Annotated in this window: 17 protein-coding genes; 9 read left to right on the forward strand and 8 right to left on the reverse strand. The window is 66.7% G+C overall.

The annotated features are described in order from the left end of the window. Window positions 1-63: 63 nt before the first annotated feature. Together BLS74_RS19175 and BLS74_RS19180 are read right to left on the reverse strand one after the other, a co-directional pair. Window positions 64-1,302, reverse strand: a complete 1,239-nt coding sequence (locus BLS74_RS19175; protein WP_093108742.1) for a branched-chain amino acid ABC transporter substrate-binding protein — start codon at window positions 1,300-1,302, stop codon at window positions 64-66. A 165-nt stretch (window positions 1,303-1,467) separates the two neighbouring features. After that, on the reverse strand, window positions 1,468-3,111 hold the full coding sequence (locus BLS74_RS19180; RefSeq protein WP_093108743.1) for a 3-(methylthio)propionyl-CoA ligase: 1,644 nt from the start codon (window positions 3,109-3,111) through the stop codon (window positions 1,468-1,470). A 92-nt stretch (window positions 3,112-3,203) separates the two neighbouring features. Between BLS74_RS19180 and BLS74_RS19185 the strand changes: the two genes are divergently transcribed. The 6 genes from BLS74_RS19185 (at window position 3,204) to BLS74_RS19210 (ending at window position 7,619) form a co-directional block, all read left to right on the forward strand. Continuing rightward, window positions 3,204-3,914: a TetR/AcrR family transcriptional regulator gene (locus tag BLS74_RS19185; protein WP_093108744.1), complete on the forward strand. Its 711-nt coding sequence runs from the start codon at window positions 3,204-3,206 to the stop codon at window positions 3,912-3,914. A gap of 165 nt (window positions 3,915-4,079) precedes the next feature. After that, window positions 4,080-5,561 carry a protein adenylyltransferase SelO gene (locus tag BLS74_RS19190; RefSeq protein ID WP_093108745.1) on the forward strand — a complete coding sequence of 494 codons (1,482 nt, stop codon included), beginning with the start codon at window positions 4,080-4,082 and terminating at the stop codon, window positions 5,559-5,561. Beyond that, window positions 5,558-5,974, forward strand: coding sequence for a peptide-methionine (R)-S-oxide reductase MsrB (gene msrB, locus BLS74_RS19195; protein WP_093108746.1), 417 nt, complete (start codon window positions 5,558-5,560; stop codon window positions 5,972-5,974). Before BLS74_RS19190 ends, msrB begins: the two co-directional genes overlap by 4 nt. 15 nt (window positions 5,975-5,989) lie before the next feature. Beyond that, complete coding sequence (locus tag BLS74_RS19200; protein ID WP_093108747.1) at window positions 5,990-6,529, forward strand: septation protein A; 540 nt, start codon at window positions 5,990-5,992, stop codon at window positions 6,527-6,529. Continuing rightward, window positions 6,526-6,789 carry a BolA family protein gene (locus BLS74_RS19205; protein WP_093108748.1) on the forward strand — a complete coding sequence of 88 codons (264 nt, stop codon included), beginning with the start codon at window positions 6,526-6,528 and terminating at the stop codon, window positions 6,787-6,789. Before BLS74_RS19200 ends, BLS74_RS19205 begins: the two co-directional genes overlap by 4 nt. A 47-nt stretch (window positions 6,790-6,836) precedes the next feature. After that, window positions 6,837-7,619, forward strand: coding sequence for a peptidylprolyl isomerase (locus BLS74_RS19210; protein WP_093108749.1), 783 nt, complete (start codon window positions 6,837-6,839; stop codon window positions 7,617-7,619). A gap of 65 nt (window positions 7,620-7,684) precedes the next feature. On the opposite strand, the gene purL is transcribed toward BLS74_RS19210, so the two are convergent. After that, window positions 7,685-11,701: a phosphoribosylformylglycinamidine synthase gene (purL, locus tag BLS74_RS19215; protein WP_244503936.1), complete on the reverse strand. Its 4,017-nt coding sequence runs from the start codon at window positions 11,699-11,701 to the stop codon at window positions 7,685-7,687. A gap of 127 nt (window positions 11,702-11,828) precedes the next feature. Here purL and map point away from each other — a divergent pair, with 127 nt between their 5' ends. The 3 genes from map to BLS74_RS19230 all read left to right on the forward strand — a co-directional run bounded on the left by map (window position 11,829) and on the right by BLS74_RS19230 (window position 15,763). After that, a complete protein-coding gene (gene map, locus BLS74_RS19220) occupies window positions 11,829-12,653 on the forward strand; it encodes a type I methionyl aminopeptidase (protein ID WP_093108751.1) in 825 nt (274 codons plus the stop codon). Between the two features lie 26 nt (window positions 12,654-12,679). Beyond that, window positions 12,680-15,268: a [protein-PII] uridylyltransferase gene (locus tag BLS74_RS19225; protein WP_093108752.1), complete on the forward strand. Its 2,589-nt coding sequence runs from the start codon at window positions 12,680-12,682 to the stop codon at window positions 15,266-15,268. A gap of 90 nt (window positions 15,269-15,358) precedes the next feature. Beyond that, a complete protein-coding gene (locus tag BLS74_RS19230) occupies window positions 15,359-15,763 on the forward strand; it encodes a DoxX family protein (protein ID WP_093108753.1) in 405 nt (134 codons plus the stop codon). A gap of 18 nt (window positions 15,764-15,781) precedes the next feature. On the opposite strand, the gene def is transcribed toward BLS74_RS19230, so the two are convergent. The 5 genes from def to smc form a co-directional block, all read right to left on the reverse strand. Beyond that, the gene (def, locus tag BLS74_RS19235; RefSeq protein WP_093108754.1) at window positions 15,782-16,321 is read right to left on the reverse strand and encodes a peptide deformylase; all 540 of its coding nucleotides are present in this window, start codon (window positions 16,319-16,321) and stop codon (window positions 15,782-15,784) included. Window positions 16,322-16,355: 34 nt separating this feature from the next. Beyond that, window positions 16,356-16,790 (reverse strand): hypothetical protein, encoded by a 435-nt coding sequence (locus BLS74_RS19240; protein ID WP_093108898.1) that lies wholly within the window; start codon window positions 16,788-16,790, stop codon window positions 16,356-16,358. A 101-nt stretch (window positions 16,791-16,891) separates the two neighbouring features. Then, on the reverse strand, window positions 16,892-18,970 hold the full coding sequence (gene ligA / locus BLS74_RS19245; protein ID WP_093108755.1) for an NAD-dependent DNA ligase LigA: 2,079 nt from the start codon (window positions 18,968-18,970) through the stop codon (window positions 16,892-16,894). 118 nt (window positions 18,971-19,088) lie between these two features. Then, window positions 19,089-20,189 (reverse strand): cell division protein ZipA C-terminal FtsZ-binding domain-containing protein, encoded by a 1,101-nt coding sequence (locus BLS74_RS19250; RefSeq protein ID WP_093108756.1) that lies wholly within the window; start codon window positions 20,187-20,189, stop codon window positions 19,089-19,091. 13 nt (window positions 20,190-20,202) lie between these two features. Further along, entirely contained in the window at window positions 20,203-23,718 is a 3,516-nt protein-coding gene (gene smc, locus BLS74_RS19255; protein ID WP_093108757.1) for a chromosome segregation protein SMC, read from the reverse strand. Window positions 23,719-23,818 lie beyond the last annotated feature (100 nt).

A 23,818-nucleotide genomic window follows, 5' to 3' on the forward strand; every position in this document is an offset into this window, starting at 1 on the left:
AGTCAAAAAAAGCGCCGGTGAGCGACTTCCATCACCCACCGGCGTTTCGCTGGTGTGCCGGTATTACGGTGCCGGCCGCTTCATCTCGCAAGACGTCGGCGTGCTTGCGATGTAGGGCTCGAGGTATTTCACCGGCGCGAAGGTGTAGCCGGTGTTCTCCACGCTGTACTTGTACTTGGCATCGACCTTCTGCCACTTGGAGATCCAGAGTCCCTGCTGCAGCTGGTGGTCGGTCTTGCGCATCTCGGTTTCGCCGTTGAAGCCCTTGAACTTCAATCCTTCCATCGCCCCGGCGACCTTCATGGGGTCGGTGGACTTGGCCTTGGCTATGCCCTCGCCCATCATCAGGATCGCGTTGTAGATCGAGAAGGTGTAGAAGTCGTCGCCGAACTTGGTCTTGAACTCGTTCATCAAGGTGCCCAGCTCGCCGGTGTAGTTCGAGTGGTTGTAGGCGATCTGGTAGACCTCTAGTTCGCCGCCCGAAGCCAGTGCGGTCGGCGTGCCGGACACGCCGGCGTAGTAGGCGTAGATCGGCAGCTTCAGGCCCGAATCGTTCAGCGCCTTGATCAGCAGGGTCATGTCCTGCCCCCAGTTGCCGGTGACGATCGTGTCGGCGCCCGACTGCTTGATCTTGGCCACGTAGGGTGCGAAGTCCTTGACCTGGCCCAGCGGGTGCAGATCGTCGCCCACGATCTTGGCGTCGGGCCGGTTGCGCGCCATGCCTTCCTTGAAGTACTTCGAGACCTGCTGGCCATGGGAGTAGTTCTGGTTGATCAGGTAGACCTTCGAGATCTTGGGCTGATCCTTCATGAAGGAGGTGAGCGCGGCCATCTTCATCGACGTGTCGGCGTCGAGCCGGAAATGCGCAAAGCTGCACTTCTCGTTCGTGAGCACCGGGTCGACCGCGGCATAGTTCAGGTAGATGATCTCCTTGCCGGGATTGCGCTCGTTGTGCTTGGCGACGGCATCGGCGAGCGGCACGGCGACATTCGAGCCGTTGCCCTGCGTGACGTAGCGAAAGCCCTGGTCGCTGGCTGCCTTCAGGAGGTTCAGCGCTTCCTGCGGCGAACTCTTGCTGTCCATGCCGATGACCTCGAACTTGACGCCCGCCGCGTTCTTGGCGCCGCTGAGCTTCTCCGCGACCAGCTGCCAGCTCTTGAGCTGGTTCTGGCCGACGTTGGCGAACGGGCCCGAGAGCCCTTCGATCATCGCGATGCGGACGGTCTCGCCCTTCTGGGCAAGGGCGCCGGTGGCGGTGGCGGCGAGGATGGCCGCGCTGGCGATCTTCAGAGCGTATTTCATTCGATGTCTCCTGTTCTGTGCTGCATTGCGCAACGAGATTACAAGTCTTTCTGACCCCGCCCGTCAGGGAATGCCCGTAAGCGTTCCGCGGCGGGGGCGGTTTCTATCACTCATGCGACAGGACGCACTGCGCTGGTGCTACCCGCCGGTAGGATCGACGCCTTTTCAGCACCCGGGCAGCTTGTAGTCGCGCAGCTGCTCGCGCAGGCGCGTCTTCAGGATCTTGCCGGTCGCGCCGATCGGAATGGCGTCGACGAAAACCACGTCGTCGGGAACCTGCCACTTTGCCGTCTTGCCGCCGTAGAAGGCCAAGAGCTCGTCGCGCGTGAGTTCGGCGCCCGGCTTCTTCACCACGATCACGATCGGGCGCTCGTCCCATTTCGGGTGGGCCACGCCGATGCACGCCGCCATCGCGACCGCCGGATGGGCCACGGCGATGTTCTCGATGTCGATCGAACTAATCCACTCGCCGCCGGACTTGATCACGTCCTTGCTGCGGTCGGTGATCTGAAGGAAGCCGTCGGCATCGATGGTCGCCACGTCGCCGGTAGGGAACCAGCCGCGCCCCTGCTGGTCGGGCACCAACGGGTCGCCGCCCTCGCCCTTGAAATACTCCTTGACCACCCACGGCCCCTTGACCAGCAGATCGCCGGAGGTCTTGCCGTCCCAGGGCAGATCCTTGCCGTCGCCGTCGACGATCTTCATGTCGACGCCGAAGATGGCGCGGCCCTGCTTCATGCGGATGGCCGTCTGCTGCTCGGGCGACTGCGTGAGGTGCTTGTTCTTCAGCGTGCACAAGGTGCCCAGCGGCGACATCTCGGTCATGCCCCAGGCATGCAGCACCTCGACGCCGTACTGCTGCTGGAAGGCGTTGATCATGGCCGGCGGGCAGGCCGAGCCGCCGATCACGGTACGCTTGAGCGTCGAGAACTTGAGGCCGTTGGCCTGCATATGGCCCAGCATCATCTGCCAGACGGTCGGCACACCGCCGGCAAAACTCACCTTCTCGGATTCGATCAGCTCGAACACAGACTTGCCGTCGAGCGCGGGGCCGGGAAACACCAGCTTGGCGCCGACCAGCGCGGCCGAGTACGGAATGCCCCAGGCGTTGACGTGGAACATCGGCACCACCGGCAGCACCGAATCGCGCGCCGAGATCGCCATCACGTCCGGCAAGGCGGCCGCATAAGCATGCAGCATCGTGGAGCGGTGGCTGTAGAGCGCGGCCTTCGGATTGCCGGTGGTGCCGCTCGTGTAGCACATGCTCGAGGCCGAGTTCTCGTCGAAGCTGGGCCAGGCATAGGCGTCGGAATGAGGCGCGATCCAGGCCTCGTAACTCACCAGGTTGGGGATGCCGCTGTCGGCCGGAAGCTTGTCGGCATCACATAGCGCAATCCACTTTCTGATGGTGGTGCACTTGGCATGCACGGCCTGGATCAGCGGCAGGAAAGTGAGATCGAAGCACAGGACCTGGTCTTCGGCATGGTTCGCGATCCAGGCGATCTGGTCGGGATGCAGGCGCGGATTGATGGTGTGCAGCACGCGGCCGCTGCCGCTCACGCCGTAGTAGAGCTCCAGGTGGCGGTAGCCGTTCCAGGCCAGCGTGGCGATGCGGTCGGAAAAGAGCAGTTGCTCGAGGTCCAGCGCGTTGGCGACCCGGCGCGCGCGCGCAGCGATCTGGCGCCAGGTGCTGCGGTGGATGTCGCCTTCGACGCGCCGCGAGACGATCTCGGCGTCGCCGTTGTGGCGCTCGGCGAACTCGATCAGCGACGAGATCAGCAACGGTTGGTCCTGCATCAAACCCAGCATCTGTAAGCTCCTATTCAAATAGAGTTCGAAAATTTCGCGGGCTTTGGTGTCCGCCTGATTCGAGATTCATTCAATCTTCGGCCCATCACACAATGACAGAAACCCGCAGTGCGAGACCCGGCAAGGCCGGGCATCCGAGCCCGAACACCGAAGCGCCTGCTGCCGAACCCAAGCGCGTGAAAAGCACCAAGGGAGAGCAGTCGAAAAAGCTGCTGCTGGATGCGGCGCTGGTGTCGATCGCCAAGCAAGGCATCTACTCGATCACGCATCGCTCGATCGCCGCGGAAGCCGGCGTCCCCAAGTCGCTCACCACCTACTTCTTCTCGAGCCTGCCGGACCTGCTGGAGCAGGCTTTCATCCATTTCACCGTTCTGGCGGCCGACGACAACGTCAAGCACCTGGAAGAGCTCGACGCGCTGATGGCCAGCCGCACGACGACCTGGCCCCTGTCGCCGGGCGCGCGCCGCACGCTGCACAAGCTGCTGTCGCAGCGGCTCGCCGAGTTCATTCTTCGTCAGGCGACCGAGCACCCGGTGGGCGTGGCGGTCGAGCTGAACTTCCTCTACGTCTATCGTTCGGACAAGCCGATCAGGCAGCACATCGAAGCCTATCGGGGCATGCTCTTGAATCGGCTGGCCAACCTGATCCGGCGTTTCTCCGGCCGCAACGCCGCGATCGATGCTTCGCTCATGCTCGGCATGATTCACCAGCTGCTCTTCAAGTCCACGATCACGCCCCAGGAGATCGACCGCGAGCGCGTTCATGCCGAAGTCTCGCGGATGATGGCCTTCATCCTGCTTTGACCAGGCGTCATCATCGTCTTGTCTCCAATAGGTGCTTTTCGCTGGTGGCCGCTTCCGGACACGGCGGCACTTTAGTTTCAATCAGGACACTTGTCCAGCAATTTCCGGCGCCCGCGCGATGGCCCCTGCAGCCAGGGGTTTAGGCGGGTACGGGACAATCCGCACATGAGCATGCTTGCAGACGAGGCGGACATCGTCGACCTGGGCCTCGACTGGACCCCGGGCTTTTCCGCACTGGGCCCTGCCTTCTTCACCGAGCTCCGCCCCACTCCGCTGCCCGAACCCTATTGGGTCGGCCGCAGCACCGCGCTGGCGCGCGAACTCGGACTGGACGAAGCCTGGCTGCATTCGGCCGAAGGCCTGGCCGCCTTCACCGGCAATGTGCCGGTCGCCGGCACGCGCCCCTACGCCAGCGTCTACAGCGGCCACCAGTTCGGCGTCTGGGCCGGCCAGCTGGGCGACGGCCGCGCCATCATGCTGGGTGAAACCGAGCGCGGCTTCGAGTTGCAGCTCAAGGGTTCGGGGCGCACGCCCTACTCGCGCATGGGCGACGGCCGCGCCGTGCTGCGCTCGAGCATCCGCGAATTCCTTTGCAGCGAAGCGATGCATGCGCTAGGAATCCCGAGCACGCGCGCGCTGGGCGTGACGGGTTCGGATGCGCGCGTGCGCCGCGAGGAGCTCGAAACCGCCGCCGTCGTGACGCGCGCGTCGCCGAGCTTCATTCGCTTCGGCCACTTCGAGCATTTCGCGGCCAACCAGCGCGACGAGGAACTGCGCGCGTTGGCCGACTACGTCATCGACCGCTACTACCCCGCCTGCCGCACGACCGATCGCTTCAACGGCAACGCCTATGCGGCCCTGCTCGAAGCGGTGAGCGAGCGCACGGCGGCGCTCCTGGCCCAGTGGCAGGCGATCGGCTTCTGCCATGGCGTGATGAACACCGACAACATGAGCATCCTCGGGCTCACCATCGATTACGGACCTTTCCAGTTCCTCGACGGCTTCGATCCGCGCCACATCTGCAACCACAGCGACACCGCCGGCCGCTATGCCTTCAACCAGCAGCCCAATGTCGCGTACTGGAACCTGTTCTGCCTCGCCCAGGCGCTGCTGCCGCTGATCGGCGACCAGGAGATCGCGGTCGCCGCGCTGGAGTCGTACAAGACGGTGTTCCCGGACGCGTTCGAGGCGCGCATGCGGGCCAAGCTCGGCCTGATGGACGCCGCGCCGGCCGACCGCGCGCTGATCGAAGGCGTGCTCAAGCTGCTGGCGCAGGAGAAAGTCGACTACACCATCTTCTGGCGCCGCCTGTCCGATCACATGGCCGGCGGCAGCCCCGAGGCGGTGCGCGACTTGTTCCTCGATCGCGCCGGTTTCGACACCTGGCTGCTATCCTTTGCAGAGCGCCATGTGCAGACGCCGGCGGCGCAGGCCGCCGACCTGATGCGCAAGAGCAATCCCAAGTTCGTGCTGCGGAACCACCTGGGCCAGCAGGCGATCGAATCGGCGCAGCAAAAAGACTTCTCGGGCGTCGCCACCTTGCTGAAGCTGCTCGAAACCCCATTTGAAGACCATGCCGGCCACGAGGCCTATGCCGGCTTCCCGCCCGACTGGGCTTCCACGATCGAAATCAGCTGTTCATCATGACCACACCCATTCAGAAAACCGAAGCCGAATGGAAAGCCATCCTGGCCGAAAAAGGCGCCGAGCGCGGCGCCTTCGAGGTGACGCGCCACGCCGCCACCGAGCGCCCGTTCACCGGAAAGTACGAGGCGCACTGGGAAGACGGCAGTTACCACTGCATCTGCTGCGGCGCCAAGCTGTTCGAATCCGCCACCAAGTTCGACGCCGGCTGCGGCTGGCCCAGCTTCTCTCAGGAAGCGGTGCCGGGCGCCATCAAGAACATCGTCGACCGTTCGCACGGCATGGTTCGCACCGAAAATGTGTGCGCCAATTGCGGCGCCCACCTGGGCCACGTGTTTCCCGACGGCCCCACCGACACCGGCCTGCGCTACTGCATGAACTCGGCCTCGCTGGACTTCCACAAGCGCGACGCGTGACGCAGACGAAACAACATGAAACTGCTTCTCGATTTCTTCCCGATCCTGCTGTTCTTCGGCGCGTTCAAGCTCTACGACATCTACACCGCCACCGGCGTGCTGATGGCGGCCACCGTGCTGCAGACGGGCATCGTCTGGTTCAACGAGCGCCGCCTGGCGCCGATGCAGAAGGCCACGCTGGTGCTGATCCTGCTGTTCGGCTCGCTCACGCTGCTCCTGCACGACGATCGCTTCATCAAGTGGAAGCCGACGGTGCTCTACGGCGCGATGGCCCTGGCGCTGGCCGTCGCGCTCTGGATCTTCAAGAAGAACTTTCTCAAGATGCTGCTCGGCGCGCAGCTGGAACTGCCGACGCAGATCTGGGGCCGGCTCAACATCGCATGGATCGCCTACTGCGTGTTCATGGCCGCGATCAACGGCTATGTGGCCGCGTCTTTCAGCACCGAGGCCTGGGTCAATTTCAAGCTCTGGGGCTATGCCTTCCCGATCGTTTTCCTGGTGGCGCAAGGGCTCTACATCTCGCCCTACCTCAAGTCCGACAAGCCTGCGGCATGAGCCTTCCGACCTCTGCGGACCTCGAGGCCCGCCTGCGTAACACCTTGCAACCCACGCTGCTCGAGGTGATCGACGAAAGCGCCGCGCATGCCGGCCATGCGGGTGCCGGCGCCGAAGGCTACGGCACCCATTTCCGCGTGCGCATCGCCTCGCCCCTCTTCGCCGGAAAAGCCCGCGTGGCGCGCCATCGGCTTGTGTATGATGCGCTGCAAGTTTTCATCGCACAGGGCCTTCACGCCATCGCCATCGAGACGCTTTGAAGCGCTTTGATTCCCGCCCGCCAGGGCGGCAAAAGTACCCTCCCCTTATGAAGAAACAACTCCTGCAGGCCGTCGCAGCCGCTGCCCTTCTGGGCGCCATTCCCGCCGCATTCGCCCAGAACGCGGCCATCGTCAACGGCAAGCCGGTGCCCAAGGCGCGCATGGACGTGCTGGCCCAGCAACTCGCGGCCGCCGGCCGTCCGGTCACGCCGGAAATGCAGGGCCAGCTGCGCGAAGAAGTGGTGGCCCGCGAGATCTTCATGCAGGAAGCGCAAAAGCAGGGCCTGGACGCCACCGACGACTACAAGAACCAGCTCGAACTCGCGCGCCAGGCCATCCTGATCCGCCAGCTGTTCGAAAACTATCGCAAGACCAACGCGGTGTCGGACGCCGACGTGCAGGCCGAGTACGACAAGTTCGTCGCGGCCAACGGCGGCAAGGAATACAAGGCCCGCCACATCCTGGTCGAGAAGGAAGAGCAGGCGCAGAAGATCCTGGCCGACCTCAAGAAGGGCCAGAAGTTCGAGGACATCGCCAAGAAGCAGAGCAAGGACCCGGGATCGGGCGCCAACGGCGGCGACCTCGACTGGGCCGCGCCGGCGAGCTTCGTGCCCGAGTTCTCGGAAGCGATGATCAAGCTCAAGAAGGGCGAGACCACGTCGGCCCCGGTCAAGTCGCAGTTCGGCTATCACATCATCCGTGTCGACGACATCCGCCAGGCCCAGCTGCCGAAGATCGAAGAGGTCAAGCCGCAGATCGTGCAGCAGCTGCAGCAGCAGCGTTTGCAGAAGTACCAGGAAGAACTGCGCGCCAAGGCAAAGGTCGAGTAACACCGGCCTGCGTGCTCCAACGAAAAAGCGGCCCGCGGGCCGCTTTTTTCATGGCGTCGGCGTCCTCAGCCAACCCATTTACGGGCATTGCGCCAGATGCGCATCCAGGGGCTCAGCGCACTCTTGTCACCCGAAGTCCAGCTCATCTGGATGTTGCGGAACACGCGTTCCGGATGCGGCATCAGCGCGGTGAAGCGGCCGTCGCCGGTGGTCACCGAGGTCAGCCCGCCGGCGCTGCCATTGGGATTGAAGGGATAGCGCTCGGTCGGCTGGCCGTGGTTGTCGACGAAGCGCATCGCGGCGATGGCGCGGGCGGCATCGCCGCGATGCTTGAAGTTGGCATAGCCCTCGCCATGCGCGACCGCGATCGGCAGCCGGCTGCCGGCCATGCCGGCGAAGAACAGGCTCGGCGATTCGAGCACCTCGACCATCGACAAGCGCGCCTCGAAACGCTCGCTCTGGTTGGTGGTGAAGCGCGGCCAGGCCTCCGCGCCCGGGATGATGTCGGCCAACTCGGCGAACATCTGGCAGCCGTTGCACACGCCGAGGCCGAAGGTATCGCCGCGTCCGAAGAAGCTCTTGAACTGCTCGGCCAGCTTCGGGTTGAAGGTGATGCTGCGCGCCCAGCCGATGCCTGCCCCCAGCGTGTCGCCGTAGCTGAAGCCGCCGCAGGCCACCACGCCCTTGAAATCGGCCAGGTCTGCCCTGCCCGCCTGCAGGTCGGTCATGTGGACGTCGAAGGACTCGAAGCCGGCCTCGTTGAAGGCGTAGGCCATCTCGACATGCGAGTTGACGCCCTGCTCGCGCAGGATCGCGACCCTGGGACGCGCCAGGTTCAGGAAGGGCGCGGCCACGTTCTCTTCGGCGCCCGGCGCCAGCAGCACATGGGCGCCCGGGTCCTGCGGCTCGCCGGCGGCCGCATGCTCGGCATCGGCGCAGGCCGGATTGTCGCGCTCGCGGCAGATCTTCCAGCTGACGGCGTCCCACACCTGGTGCAGGTCGTGCAGGCTGGCGCTGAAGACGGCCTTGGCATCGCGCCAGACCTCGAGCTTGCCCTTGCCCGCGTCCATGGTCGAAGCGGCGGGTCGGGTCTTGCCGACGAAGTGGCTGTGGGCGCTGAGGCCGTGCGCACGCAAGGTCTGCATGACCTCGTTGCGCTCGGCGGTGCGCACCTGCAGCAGCATGCCGAGCTCTTCGTTGAAGAGCGCCTTGAGCGTGAGCTCTTCGCGCCGCGCGCTGACCTGGCCGGCCCAGTTCTTGGCATCACCGTACTCGGCACGGCTGTCGCTGATGCCGTCGCCCTCGGTCACGAGCAGGTCGACGTTGAGCGCCACACCCACATGGCCGGCAAAGGCCATCTCGCAGGCCGCGGCGAACAGGCCGCCGTCGCTGCGGTCGTGCATCGCGAGGATCTTGCCCTCGGCGCGCAGCGCGTTCACTGCCGCCACCAGCTTGACCAGGTCTTGCGGATCGTCGAGATCGGGCACCGTGTCGCCGCTCTGCGCCAGCGTCTGCGCCAGGATGCTGCCGGCCATGCGCTGCTTGCCGCGGCCGAGGTCGATCAAGACCAGCGTGGTGTCGGGCTCGGTGGCGTCGAGCTGCGGCGTGAGCGTGCCGCGCATGTCGGCCAGCGTGGCGAAGGCGCTCACGATCAGGCTCACGGGCGAAGTCACCTTTTTCGGCACACCGTCGTCCTGCCACTGGGTGCGCATCGACAGCGAATCCTTGCCGACCGGGATCGAGACGCCGAGCGCCGGGCACAGTTCGAGGCCCACCGCCTTGACGGTTTCGTACAGCGCCACATCCTCGCCGGGCTCGCCGCAGGCCGCCATCCAGTTGGCGGAAAGCTTGACGCGAGAGAGTTCGATCGGCGCGGCCAGCAGGTTGGTGATGGCCTCCCCTACCGCCATGCGGCCCGAGGCCGGCGCGTCGATGGCCGCGAGCGGCGTGCGCTCGCCCATGCTCATGGCCTCGCCGGCGAAGCCCTGGTAATCGGCCAGGGTCACGGCGCAGTCGGCCACCGGCACCTGCCAGGGGCCGACCATCTGGTCGCGGTGGCTCAGGCCACCGACGGTGCGGTCGCCGATGGTGACGAGGAAGCGCTTCGAAGCCACCGTGGGGTGCGACAACACATCGATGGCGGCCTTCTGCAGCTCGACACCGTTGAGGTCGAGCGGTTTGAAGCGGCGCGCGACCGACTTGACGTCGCGCAGCATCTTGGGCGGCTTGCCCAGAAGCACGTCCATGGGCATGTCGACGGGTTGCGCCTCGACGGATTCGTCGGCGACCAGCAGCTGCCTTTCTTCCGTCGCCACACCCACCACCGCGAAGGGGCAGCGCTCCCGTTCGCAGAACGCGCGGAACTGCACGAGCGATTCCGGTGCGATTGCCAGCACATAGCGCTCCTGGCTCTCGTTACACCAGATTTCCTTGGGCGCCATGCCCGACTCCTCGAGCGGCACCGCATGCAGGTCGAAGCGCGCGCCGCGGCCCGCATCGTTGGTGAGCTCGGGGAAGGCATTGCTCAGGCCGCCCGCGCCCACATCATGGATCGCGAGGATCGGGTTCGCGGCGCCCTGCTGCCAGCAATGGTTGATGACTTCCTGCGCGCGGCGCTCGATCTCCGGGTTGCCGCGCTGCACCGAGTCGAAGTCCAGCTCGGCCGCGTTGGCGCCGGTAGCCATCGAACTCGCCGCGCTGCCGCCCATGCCGATGCGCATGCCGGGGCCGCCGAGCTGGATCAGCAGCGAGCCCGCGGGGAACGGGATCTTCTTCGTCTGCGTCGCGTCGATGCTGCCGAGGCCGCCCGCGATCATGATCGGCTTGTGGTAGCCGCGCTGCACGGTGTCGGCGTCGCTCTCGATCGCCTGCTCGTACTCGCGGAAGTAGCCCAGGAGGTTGGGTCGGCCGAACTCGTTGTTGAAGGCGGCGCCGCCCAGCGGGCCCTCGGTCATGATCTGCAGCGGGCTTGCGATGTGCGCCGGCTTGCCGTAGCTGCCCTCTTCGGGCCAGAGCTTCGACACCGTGAAGCCGGTCAGCCCGGCCTTGGGCTTGGAGCCGCGGCCTGTCGCGCCCTCGTCGCGGATCTCGCCGCCGGCGCCGGTCGAGGCGCCCGGAAAAGGCGAGATCGCGGTCGGATGGTTGTGCGTCTCGACCTTCATCAACACGTGGCTCTGGGCGCTTTGCTTCTGATAGCTGCCCGAGGCCGAGCCGGCGACGAAGCGCTCGACCTGCGTGCCTTCCATGATCGACGCGTTGTCGGCGTAAGCCACCACCGTGTGCTGCGGGTTCTGGCGCTCGGTGTGGCGAATCATCGAGAACAGGCTCTGCGGCTGCGCCACGCCGTCGACGATGAAGTCGGCATTGAAGATCTTGTGGCGGCAGTGCTCGCTGTTGGCCTGCGCGAACATCATGAGTTCGACGTCGCTCGGATTGCGGCCGAGCCGGGTGAAGGCCTCGACCAGGTAATCGATCTCGTCCTCGGCCAGCGCGAGGCCGAACTGCGTGTTGGCCGCGACGAGCGCGGCGCGGCCGCCCGCCTGCACGTCGACGTGCGCCATCGGCTGGGCCGGCAGCTCGGCGAACAGGCTGGCGGCCTGGTCGAGCTCGGCCAGCACCGATTCGGTCATGCGGTCGTGCAGAAGTGCGGCAACCGCGGCGAGCTTGTCGCCTTCCAGCGTGGGTGCCTTGCCCAGCAGCGGCGCCTTCAGCGCCAGGTGGTACTGGGTCACGCGCTCGACCCGACGCAGTGCCAGGCCGCAGTTGTGGGCGATGTCGGTCGCCTTGGAGGCCCAGGGCGACACGGTGCCCAGGCGCGGCGTGACGACGACGCTCGGCCCGGCCTTGGGAGGCGCCACGAAGGGTTCGCCATAGCCCAGCAGCGCGGCGAAGCGGTCGCGCTCGGCGTGCTCGAGTGCCGCATCCGTCACGACCAGGTGCACGAAACGGGCGGAAATGCCTTCGATTCGCGGCTCGACGGACGAAAGGCGGGGCAACAGCTGCCGCGCCCTGAATTCGCTGAGTGCGCTGCCGCCCTCGAAGAAGGTCACCACCGGGGCGACGGGATGGGAAGGCGGGTTCACGGGCAACGTCACGGTCGGATCGGCCGGGCGGCCGCGTTTGAGAATCAAGAGAAGGAGACGGCGGCCGCTGACTGGGGCCATCCGCGCCACCCCTGAATTTTAGCGGGGTGAATGGGATAATTCCGGGATGAGCATTACCTACAAAGACGCCGAGGGCGTGGCCGGCATGCGCGTGGCGTGCCGCCTCGCCTCCGAGGTGCTGGACTACCTGACCCCGCACGTCAAACCCGGCGTGACCACCAACGAGATCGACAAGCTCGCGCACGACTACATCACGCAGGTCCAGGGCGGGATTCCGGCCCCGCTGAACTACATGGGCGCGAGCAGCGTGCCCTACCCCAAGTCCATCTGCACCTCGGTCAACCACGTGGTGTGCCATGGCATCCCGAACGACAAGCCGCTGAAGAAGGGCGACATCGTCAACTGCGACATCACTGTCATCAAGGACGGCTGGCACGGCGACACCAGCCGCATGTTCGTGGTCGGCGACGCCTCGATCGCAGCCAAGCGGCTGTGCGCCTTCACCTACGACGCGATGTGGCACGGCATCGTCAAGGTGAAGCCTGGCGTGCACCTGGGCGACATCGGCTGGGCGATCCAGCGCTTCGCCGAAAGCAACGGTTTCTCGGTGGTGCGCGAGTTCTGCGGCCACGGCATCGGCCGTGGCTTCCATGAAGAGCCGCAGGTGCTGCACTACGGCAAGCCCGGCACGCTGGACGAACTCAAGCCCGGCATGACCTTCACCATCGAACCGATGATCAACGCCGGCAAGCGCGACATCAAGGAAGACGCCCGCGGCGGCCAGTACGACGGCTGGACCATCGTCACGCGCGACCACTCGCTGTCGGCACAGTGGGAGCACACCGTGCTGGTCACCGAGACCGGTTACGAGGTGCTCACGCTCTCGGCCGGCAGCCCGCCGCCTCCTGCTTTCGTCAACGCCGCGGCTTGACGCCGGCCCGGCCTCTGAGGGCAGCCATGGTGGACATTCCATCGTTGCGCGACGCCTACCGCACGCACAAGCTGGCGCTGTTCGACCAGCTGCGCTGCGCGCGCGCGCCCACGCGCAGCGTCCACACCGTGCTGCGCCAGTTGGCCGCCCTGGCCGACGAGGCGCTCAACGCGCTGTGGGCCGATGCCGGCTTCGGCAGCCAGTTCGCGCTGGTCGCGGTCGGCGGCTTCGGCCGGAGCGAGCTGTTCCCCTATTCCGACGTCGACGTGCTGCTGCTGCTGCCGCAGGACCACGCGATGGCCATCGAGCCGGCGCGGATCGAGGCCTTCATTGGCCAGTGCTGGGACACCGGGCTCGAGATCGGCTCCAGCGTGCGCACGATCGACGAGTGCCTGGCCGAGGCCGCGAAGGATGTCACGGTCCAGACCTCGCTGCTCGAATCCCGCCTCATCGCCGGCGACAAGAAGCTGTATGCGGGCTTCCGGAAGCGCTTCGTCGCCGCCATCGACCCGCAGGCCTTCTTCGCCGCCAAGTCGCAGGAGATGCGGCATCGGCACCAGAAGTTCGACAACACGCCCTACGCGCTCGAGCCCAACTGCAAGGAATCGCCCGGCGGCCTGCGGGATCTGCAGACCATCCTCTGGATGACCAAGGCCGCCGGCTTCGGCAAGCGCTGGGACGACTTGGCGAAGAACGGCCTGGCCACGGCCTTCGAGGTGCAGCAGATCAAGCGCAACGAGGCGCTCCTGAGCCTGATCCGCGCGCGCCTGCACGTGACCGCCAACCGGCGCGAGGACCGGCTGGTGTTCGACCTGCAGACCGCCGTCGCCGCCACCTTCGGCTACGTCGGCGAGTCGCAGCGCAAGTCCAGCGAGGCGCTGATGCGCCGCTACTACTGGGCGGCCAAGGCGGTCACGCAGCTCAACCAGATCCTCCTGCTCAACATCGCCGAGCGGCTGCAGCCGCAGGCCGAAGAGGCGACGCGGATCAACGAGCGCTTCTTCGAGCGGGCCGGGCTGATCGAGGTGGCGAGCGACGACCTGTACCTCAAGGACCCGCACGCGATCCTCGAGACCTTCCTGCTCTACCAGAAGACCATCGGCGTCAACGGCCTTTCGGCCCGCACGCTGCGCGCGCTCTATAACGCGCGCCACGCGATGGACAGCAAGTTCCGCAACGACCGCGTGAACCACGTGACCTTCATGCGCATGCTGCTGGAGCCGCGCGGCATCACGCACGCGTTCAGGCTCATGAACCAGACCTCGGTGCTGGGGCGCTACCTGCGCGTGTTCCGCAGCATCGTCGGGCAGATGCAGCACGACCTGTTCCACGTCTACACGGTCGACCAGCACATCCTGATGGTGCTGCGCAACGTGCGGCGCTTCTTCATCGTCGAGCATGCGCACGAATACCCGTTCTGCTCGCAGCTTGCGGCCGGCTGGGACAAGCCCTGGATCCTGTATGTCGCGGCCCTGTTCCACGACATCGCCAAGGGCCGCGGCGGCGACCATTCGGAGCTGGGCGCGCGCGACGTGCGCCGCTTCTGCCGCCAGCACGAGATCGCGCGCGAGGACGCCAAGCTGATCGAATTCCTGGTGGCCGAGCACCTGGTGATGAGCCAGGTCGCGCAGAAGCAGGACCTGAGCGATCCGAAGGTGATCGGCGACTTCGCCAAGCGCGTCGGCAACGAACGCTACCTGACCGCCCTCTACCTGCTCACCATCGCCGACATCCGCGGCACCTCGCCGCGCGTGTGGAACGCCTGGAAAGGCAAGCTGCTCGAGGACCTCTACCGCTCGACGCTGCGCGCGCTGGGCGGCCGCATGCCCGACCCCGGCGCCGAGGTCGAGGCGCGCAAGCGCGAGGCGCTGGTGCAGCTCGCGCTGCATGCGCAGCCTTTCGAGGCGCACAAGGCGCTGTGGGAGACGCTCGACGTCGGCTACTTCATGCGGCACGACGCATCCGAGATCGCCTGGCACACCATGCAGTTGTCGCGCCATGTGCCGCACAAGGACGTGCCGGTCGACCCGCAAACGCCGGCCGTCGTTCGCGCGCGGCTCTCGCCGGTGGGCGAGGGCTTGCAGGTGGTGGTCTACACCCCCGACCAGCCGGACCTGTTCGCGCGCATCTGCGGCTACTTCGACCAGTCTTCCTTCAGCATCCTCGACGCCAAGGTGCACACCGCCACCAACGGCTACGGGCTCGACACCTTCCAGGTTGTCACCACCTTCATCCCCGAGCACTATCGCGACCTGATCAACATGGTGGAGACCGGCCTGGCCAAGACGCTCGACGAGGCCGGCCCCTTGCCCCCGCCGAGCAAGGGCCGCGTATCGCGCCGGGTGCGCAGCTTCCCGATCAAGCCGCGCATCAGCCTGCTGCCCGACGACAAGGCGCAGCGCTGGCTGCTCAGCATCTCGGCCAGCGATCGCGCGGGCCTCTTGTATTCGGTGGCGCGCGTGCTGGCACGCCATCACCTGAACCTGCAGCTGGCCAAGGTCACGACCCTGGGCGAGCGCGTGGAAGACACCTTCCTGATCAGCGGCTCGGAACTGCAGGGACAGCGGGCGCAACTCGCGATCGAAACCGAGTTGCTCGAAGCGCTCGCAGCTTGAGCGGGCCGCGCAAACCCGCCGCCGAGCGGCGCCGGGACGAATTTTATCGACCACAATCGCCCTGTTTTTTAACAACAGAAAGGCTTCGACATGATCCGTTCCGACGACACCGGCAAACTCGTTCTGCGCCTGGCACTTGGCATCCTGATCCTGCTCCACGGCATCGCCAAGATCAACGGTGGGGTGGGCTTCTTGTCCAGCACGCTGGCCTCGCATGGTCTGCCGGGCGCATTGGCCTACCTGGTCTACATCGGCGAGATCGTTGCGCCGGTGCTGCTGATCATCGGCCTGTACACGCGTCCCGCGGCATGGATCATGGTCATCAACATGCTGGTGGCGATCTGGCTGGTGCACATGAAGGAGCTCGGCTTGCTCAACAAGCAAGGTGGCTGGGCGCTCGAGCTGCAGGGCATGTACCTGTTCGGCGCGCTGGCAGTCGCCTTCCTGGGCGCCGGCCGTTTCAGCATCGGCGGCACAGGCGGCAAGTACAACTAAGGGCGACTAAGGGCGGGGTTAGTCGTCTTCGGCCGCATCGAGGCCCGGGAACAGAACCTCGGTGTAGCCGAAGCGCGAGAAATCGCGCACCCGCATCGGGTAGAGCTTGCCCAGCAGGTGATCCACCTCGTGCTGCACCACCCGGGCGTGGAAGCCACTCACCGTGCGATCGATGGGATCGCCGTAGGAGTCGAAGCCGGTGTAGCGGATGGTGGCGAAACGCGGTACCACGCCGCGCAGGCCCGGCACCGAGAGGCAGCCTTCCCAGCCCTCCTCTTCCTCGTCGCCGACCGGCGTGATCATCGGGTTGACGAGCACCGTGCGCGGCACGATCGGCGCGTCCGGGTAGCGCGGATTGATGGTGTCGGTGCCGAAGATCACCAACTGCTGATCGACGCCGATCTGCGGCGCCGCGAGGCCGGCGCCGTTGACGGCGTGCATGGTCTCGAACATGTCGCGCACCAGCAGGTGCAGTTCGTCGGTGTCGAATGCGGCAACCGGCTGCGCGATGCGCAGCAGCCTCGGGTCACCCATCTTGAGAATCTCGCGTACCGTCATGAGGCAATTATCGCCACCGCGGCCGCGAATGAGCTCAGGGCGGCGTCTGGTTGCGGGAATCCGGCGAGGTCAGCATCTGATTGATCTCGCGCGGCGAGCGGCCGGGCGGAACCGGGACGATGTTGCCGGCCACGCCGCCGCCGGGCCGCGCACCCGCATCAGGCCGCACACCTGCACCAGGCCGCGGGCCGAATCCTGGACGCGGAACCGGGACCGGGACCGGGACCGGATGCGCATAGCCGTGGCGCGGCCCGTAGTCGTAGTAGCCGGGACGGCCATAGTAGGGATAGCGAGGCCGCGAATAGTAGGTGCCGTCGATGTACACGTTCGGCTGGACGACGGCCGGGCCCGGATCCACGTAGTAGGGTTCGGAATAGCCGTAGGAGCCCGCCGGGTAAGCGACGCAGCCGCCGAGCAGGGCCACTCCGCCGAGGGCGAGGCAAGTTCCGAGTAGACGAATTCTGTTCATGATGGACTCCTGGTCGGCACCCTTGTTCAACGTCCGGTTGTAGGCCTTGTTGACTGCGTTTGTATGAAGTCGCGTAACGCCCGGTAAAGCAGCCGGCCCGGTCACAGGCCATTCTCCAGAATTTCGAGCAGTCGCGCCTCGTCAATCACGGCCACGCCCAGCTCGAGCGCCTTGTCGAGCTTGCTGCCGGCCTCCGCGCCGGCGACGAGGTAATCGGTCTTCTTGCTGACGGACCCGGCCACCTTGGCGCCGGCCGTCTCCAGTTTGTCCTTCGCTTCGTCGCGGCTGAGCGTAGGAAGCGTGCCAGTGATCACGAAGGTCTTGCCCGCGAGAGGCTTGGGCGCGCGCGCGGCCGGCTCGCCCTCTTCCCAGCTCAGGCCGCAGGCACGCAGCTGTTCGACCACTTCGCGGTTGTGCGCCTGGTCGAAGAAGGTGCGCAGGCTCTTGGCGACCACGGGCCCCACGTCGTTGACCTCCAGCAGCTGTTCCTCGGTCGCGTCCATGATCGCATCCAGCTTGCCGAAGTGCTTGGCCAGGTCCTTGGCTGTGCTTTCGCCGATGTGCCGGATGCCGAGGCCGAACAGGAAGCGCGGCAGCGTGGTCTTCTTCGATGCCTCCAGCGCATCGACGAGGTTCTTCGCCGACTTGTCGGCCATGCGATCCAGGCCGGCCAGCGTGGTGAAGCCGAGCTTGTAGAGATCGGGCAGCGTGCGGATCAGGTTGGCGTCCACCAGCTGCTCGACCAGCTTGTCGCCCAGGCCTTCGATGTCGAGCGCGCGCCGCGCCGCGAAATGCAGGATCGCCTCCTTGCGCTGCGCAGCGCAGAAGAGGCCGCCGGTGCAGCGGTAGTCGACCTCGCCCTCCTCGCGCAGCGCGTCGGAACCGCAGACCGGGCACCTGCGAGGCATGGTGAACACGGGCCCGCGCTGTTCCGCCGGCCGGGCCGCGCTCTCGGGCAGCACGCCGACCACCTCGGGAATCACGTCGCCGGCGCGCCGCACGATGACGGTGTCGCCCACCCGCACGTCCTTGCGCCGCGCCTCGTCCTCGTTGTGCAAGGTCGCATTCGTCACGGTGACACCGCCCACGAACACAGGCGCCAGCTTGGCCACCGGCGTGAGCTTGCCGGTGCGGCCGACCTGCACCTCGATGCCGAGCACCTCGGTCAATTGCTCCTGCGCCGGGTACTTGTGCGCGACGGCCCAGCGCGGCTCGCGCGAGACGAAGCCGAGCCGCCGCTGCAGCTCGAGGCTGTCGACCTTGTAGACCACGCCGTCGATGTCGTAGGGCAGCGCGTCACGCTGGCGGGCGATGGTCTCGTGGAAGGCGATCAGCTCGATGGCGCCGCGGGCGCGCTGCGTCTGCGCGCCGATGGGAAAACCCCAGGCGTGGAACTGCTGCAGCCAGTCGAACTGCGTCGCGCAGTCGGGCCCGCCCTGCTCGGGCGAAGAGACCTCGCCAAGACCATAGGCAAAAAAGCTCAGCGGCCGGCTTGCCGCGATCGCCGGATCCAGCTGGCGCACGGCGCCGGCCGCGGCATTGCGCGGATTCACGAACACCTTCTCGTTCTTCTGGCCGGCGGCGATCTTCTCGCGCTGGCGCTCGTTGAGCGCCTCGAAATCGTCGCGCCGCATGTAGACCTCGCCGCGCACCTCCACCACCGGCGGGGCATCGCCATGTAGGCGCAGCGGAATCTGCTGCACCGTGCGGATGCTCTGCGTGACGTCCTCGCCGATCTCGCCGTCGCCGCGCGTCGCCGCCTGCACCAGCACGCCTTGCTCGTAGCGCAGGTTGACGGCCAGCCCGTCGAACTTGAGTTCGCAGACGTACTCGACCTGCGGCCCGTCTTCGGCCAGGCCGAGCTCCTTGCGCACGCGCGCATCGAAGGCGCTGGCGCCGCCCGGCGTGATGTCGGTCTCGGTGCGGATCGACAGCATCGGCACCTTGTGGCGGACCTTGGCGAAGCCCTCGAGCACCTTGCCGCCGACGCGCTGCGTCGGCGAATCGGGCGTGCGCAGCTCGGGATGCTCGGCTTCCAGTGCCTGCAGGCGCTGGAACAGCTTGTCGTACTCGGCGTCCGGCAACTCGGGCGCGTCGAGCACGTAGTAGAGGTGGGCGTGGCGGCGCAGCTGCTCGCCCAGTGCAGCGGCTTCGCGAGCCGCGTCTTCGCGCGTGGTCACAGCTCACCCCCAGGCTTGCCCACTTCGTGTGGCCGCCCACCCCCTCGCCGGGGGCAATACCAGCGGCCCGGCAAAGCCGGTTCCGCGGTATTCCTGGCGGAAGAAAGAATAGTCAACTTCACGAGAATAAACGGCGCGCCAGGGGCGAGCCGGCCGAGAGATCGCGTGAATCGAGCGTGTCGTAGAGCTGCTGGAGATCGGCGCCGATCACGTCCATGGTGTCTTCGCGCAAGGGCTGGCCGTCGCTGTCGGTCACGATGCCGTCCATCTCGCGCGCCAGCGTGGCGGCGGTTTCGCGCATGCGTTCGAAGGGCCGCTCGGCGCGGTCGACTTGCGGCACGTCGAGGCTCAGCGTGAGTTCGCGGATGGCCGACTGCGCCGGATCGTCGGCCAGCGCGGCCTGGGTGTCGAAGGACAGGCCGAGGATCGGCGGCAACCCCACTTCGCCCGCGGGCAGCACCATCCGGCCCGGAATGATGCCGGCCACGAAGCCCAGCCGCGCCGCGTTCTGCTGCACATAGCCCGGGCTCCAGGCCGCGTGCAGCGCGCGCAGCACGAAGCTCAGCTGCGCGTCGTGCGAACTCGCGAACTGGTCGAGCTCGCGGGCGCGCGCCACCTCGTCCAGCATCTCCGGAAACTCGGGCGCGCCGTTCACCGCATCGGCGAAGGCCTGCGCCTTGACGACGAATTCGGAGTACTCGATCTCGTTGAGCGCACCGGTGCGGTTGGCCAGCTGCACGCCGGCCTGAAAAGCGCCGTAGCGCTGGCCGGGTGCCGCGGGCTCCCATTCGCCGGTGTGCTCGTTGAGGCCTTCGATCGCGACCGGCTTGCTGCCGGCGCGCCGCGTGGCCGGCATGCCGGCGATCGCCGCGTCGCCGGAGGCCAGGCCGTCGAGGGAGATCGGCGCGATCACGTCGATCAGCGGATCGAGGCCGCCGCGGCGTTCGGCCGTCGGCACCGGCAACGCACTGGGCGCCGGCAGGTCGGGGTCGAACAGCGGCTCGTGGCGTTCGCTGCCCAGCTTCTGGTGCGGATCGATGTGCAGGACGGGCTCTTCGTCGCGCGTGACCGGCGCAGGCGCGGTCTCGGGCGGCGCGCTGTCCTGCGGCGCATCGGGCTGCCGCGGCGCATTGCGGCGCGACATCCATGTGTTGTAGCCGACCACGGCCGCCAGTACGAGGCCGCCGAGGATCGCAAGGGCGACGGTGAGGCTGCTCATCGACGCTGTACGTCTAGGCTGCTTCGACCATCGACACGGCGGATTCCATGTCGACCGCCACGATGCGCGAAACACCCTGCTCCTGCATGGTCACGCCGATCAGTTGTTCGGCCATCTCCATCGCGATCTTGTTGTGGCTGATGAAGAGGAACTGGGTTTCGCGGCTCATGGCGGTCACGAGTTTGGCATAGCGTTCGGTGTTGGCGTCGTCCAGCGGCGCGTCCACTTCGTCCAAGAGGCAGAAGGGGGCCGGGTTGAGCTGGAAGATCGCGAACACCAGTGCGATGGCGGTGAGCGCCTTCTCGCCGCCCGAGAGCAGGTGGATGGTCTGGTTCTTCTTGCCGGGCGGCTGCGCCATCACCTGCACGCCGGAATCGAGGATCTCGTCGCCGGTCATCATGAGCTTGGCATTGCCGCCGCCGAAGAGCTCCGGGAACATGCGACTGAAGTGCTCGTTGACGATCTTGAAGGTGCCGCCGAGCAATTCGCGCGTTTCGGCGTCGATCTTGCGGATCGCGTCCTCCAGCGTGCCGATCGCCTCGTTCAGGTCGGCCGACTGCGCGTCGAGGAAAGTCTTGCGTTCGCTGGCCACCGCGAGTTCGTCGAGCGCGGCGAGGTTGACGGCGCCGAGCGAAGCCACCTCGCGGTTGAGGCGATCGATTTCGCTTTGCAGGCCGGTGAGCCGCACCTTGTCGGTTTCGATCGACAGCGCGATCGCTTCGAGGTCGGCCTCGGCATCGGTCAGCAGCTGCTGGTACTGCTCGAAGCCGAGCCGCGCGGCCTGCTCCTTCAGCTGGAACTCGGTGATGCGCTGGCGCAGCGGGTCGAGCTCGCGTTCGAGCTGCAGGCGGCGCTCGTCGCTCGCGCGCAGTTTGAGGGTGAGGTCGTCGTACTGGCTGCGCGCGGCGCCGAGCGCGGTTTCGCGTTCGAGCTTGAGCGCCAGCGCGTCCTGCAGGCCCGCCTGCGCGGCCGCGTCGGACAAGCGACCCAATTCGGCGCGCGCGCGCTCGTCTTCCTCCGCCAGCGAGACGGTCTGCTGCGTCGCGGTTTCGATCGCGCGATTGAGTTCGGCGCGGCGCGCTTCGAGAGTGCGCTGGGCGAAGGTCGCTTCCTGCGCCTGGCGCTCCAGGCTGCGGTGCTGCTCGCGGCTCGCGGTGAGCGCACGGCCGGCCTCGATCACGCGCTCGTCGAGCTGCGCGTGGCGCTCCTGGCTGTCGGCGAGCTGCATGTCGAGCTCTTCGAAGCGCGCCTCCGCGTTCACGCGCTTTTCCTGCAGGTCTTCGAGCTGGGCCTCGACTTCGCCGAGATCGTTGGAAAGCTGCTCGCTGCGTGCGCGCGTCTGCTCGGCCAGCTGCGAGAGCCGCAGCGTTTCGACCTGGAGCTCGTGCGCGCGCGACTGCGTTTCGGCCGCTTCGCGGCGCGCCGTGACGAGCCGCGAAGCCGCATCGCCGTAAGCCGCTTCGGCACGCGCCAGCGCGGTGCGCGCCTCTTCGGCGATCAGGGTCTGGGCGCGCAGCTGGCGATCGAGGTTCTCCATCTCCTGCTGGCGGGCCAGCAGGCCGGCCTGCTCGGAGTCCTGGGCATAGAAGCTCACGCTGTGCGCGGTGACCGCGTGGCCGCTCCTGACGTAGATCGCCTCGCCGGGCTGCAGCTTGTCGCGCTGCGCCAAGGCCTCTTCGAGCGTTTGCGCCGTCAGGCAGCCATGCAGCCAGTCGGTCAGCAAGGCCTGCTGGCCCGCATCGCTCAGGCGCAGCAGATCCGACAGACGCGGCAGCGCGCTCTGGCCCTGCGGCGCACCGGCAGCCGGCGGGCTGTAGAAGGCCAGCTTGGCCGGCGGCGCATCGCTGCCGAAGGCGCGGACCATGTCGAGCCGGCTGACTTCGAGCGCGCCGAGACGCTCGCGCAGCGCCGCTTCGAGCGCGTTCTCCCAGCCTTGCTCGATGTGGATGCGGCTCCACAGGCCTTGCAAGCCTTCGAGGCCGTGCTTCGCGAGCCAGGGTGCGAGCTTGCCGTCGGTCTTGACCTTTTCCTGCAGCGCCTTTAGCGCTTCGAGGCGCGCGGAGAGTTCGGCATGGCGCGCGCCTTCGGTATTGACGGCCTGCTGGCGGGTGCGGCGGTCGTCGTCGAGCTGCGGAACGGCTTCCTGCAGCTCGTGCAGGCGCGCGTCGGCTTCGCTGGACGCCTCCTGCGCGGCCGCCAGTTGCTCCTGCAGGTCGTGCAGCCGCGCTTCGTCGGGCGCCGCGAGCGCGTTCTGGTCGCTGCGCAGGCGTTCGGCGCGCTGCGTGAGCTGGCGGCTTTGTTCTTCGATGTTGCGCTGGTCGGCGGCCAGCACCTGAATCTGCTGCTGAACCTGCGCGACGCTGGCGCGCTGGGCGTTGGCTTCACCCTGTGCGCGCTGCTGCGCCTCTTCGAGGCCGGGCATGCGTGCGTCGTGTTCCTCGAGCTGCGCCGCCAGCAGTTCGGCCTGTTCCTCGGCGTTCACGCCCTGCCCGGCCAGGGTTTCGATTTCCGCCTCGGCATCTTCGCGGCGCGTGTTCCACTGCGCGATCTGCTCGCTCAACTGGACCAGCCGCTGCTCCACCCGCTGGCGGCCCTCGACCACGAAGCGGATCTCGCCTTCGAGCCGGCCGACCTCCGCGCTGGCTTCGTACAGCTTGCCCTGCGCCTGGTTGACCTGGTCGCCGGCCGCGTAGTGCGCCTGGCGCACGGTTTCGAGCTCGGCCTCGATGTGGCGCAGATCGGCCAAGCGCGATTCGAGGTCGTTGATCGCCTTTTCCGCGTCGGCCTTGACCTTGGCCTGATCGGCTTCGCTCTCGCTGCGCTTCAGGAACCACAGTTGATGCTGCTTGCGCGTGGCGTCGCCTTGCAGCGTGTTGTAGCGCGCGGCGACTTCGGCCTGCTTCTCGAGCTTTTCGAGGTTGCTGTTGAGTTCGCGCAGGATGTCTTCGACCCGCGTGAGGTTCTCGCGCGTATCGCCGAGCCGGTTCTCGGTCTCGCGGCGGCGCTCCTTGTACTTGGAGACGCCGGCGGCCTCTTCGAGAAAGAGCCGCAGCTCTTCGGGCTTGGATTCGATGATGCGGCTGATCGTGCCCTGGCCGATGATCGCGTAGGCGCGCGGGCCGAGGCCGGTGCCGAGGAACACGTCCTGCACGTCGCGCCGGCGCACCGGCTGGTTGTTGATGTAGTAGCTCGAATTGCCGTCGCGCGTCAGCACCCGCTTGACCGCGATCTCGGTGAACTGCGCCCACTGGCCGCCGGCGCGATGGTCGGCGTTGTCGAACACCAGTTCCACGCTCGAACGGCTGGCCTGCTTGCGCGTGGTGGTGCCGTTGAAGATCACGTCCTGCATCGACTCGCCGCGCAGTTCGGAGGCGCGCGATTCGCCGAGCACCCAGCGCACCGCATCCATGATGTTCGACTTGCCGCAGCCGTTGGGGCCGACGACGCCCACCAGTTGGCCGGGCAGCAGGAAGTTGGTGGGTTCGGCGAAGGACTTGAAGCCGGAGAGCTTGATGGAATTGAGACGCACGACTGGTCGGCCTTAAGCCTGGTTATTTGCCAAGGTGTTGATTTGCAAGGAGAAATTTGCCGGCCCGAAGCTCGAGGACCGGCGGCCACCCGAGGCGACG

The sequence above is a fragment of the Variovorax sp. CF079 genome (assembly GCF_900101545.1).
GTDB lineage: Bacteria > Pseudomonadota > Gammaproteobacteria > Burkholderiales > Burkholderiaceae_C > Variovorax.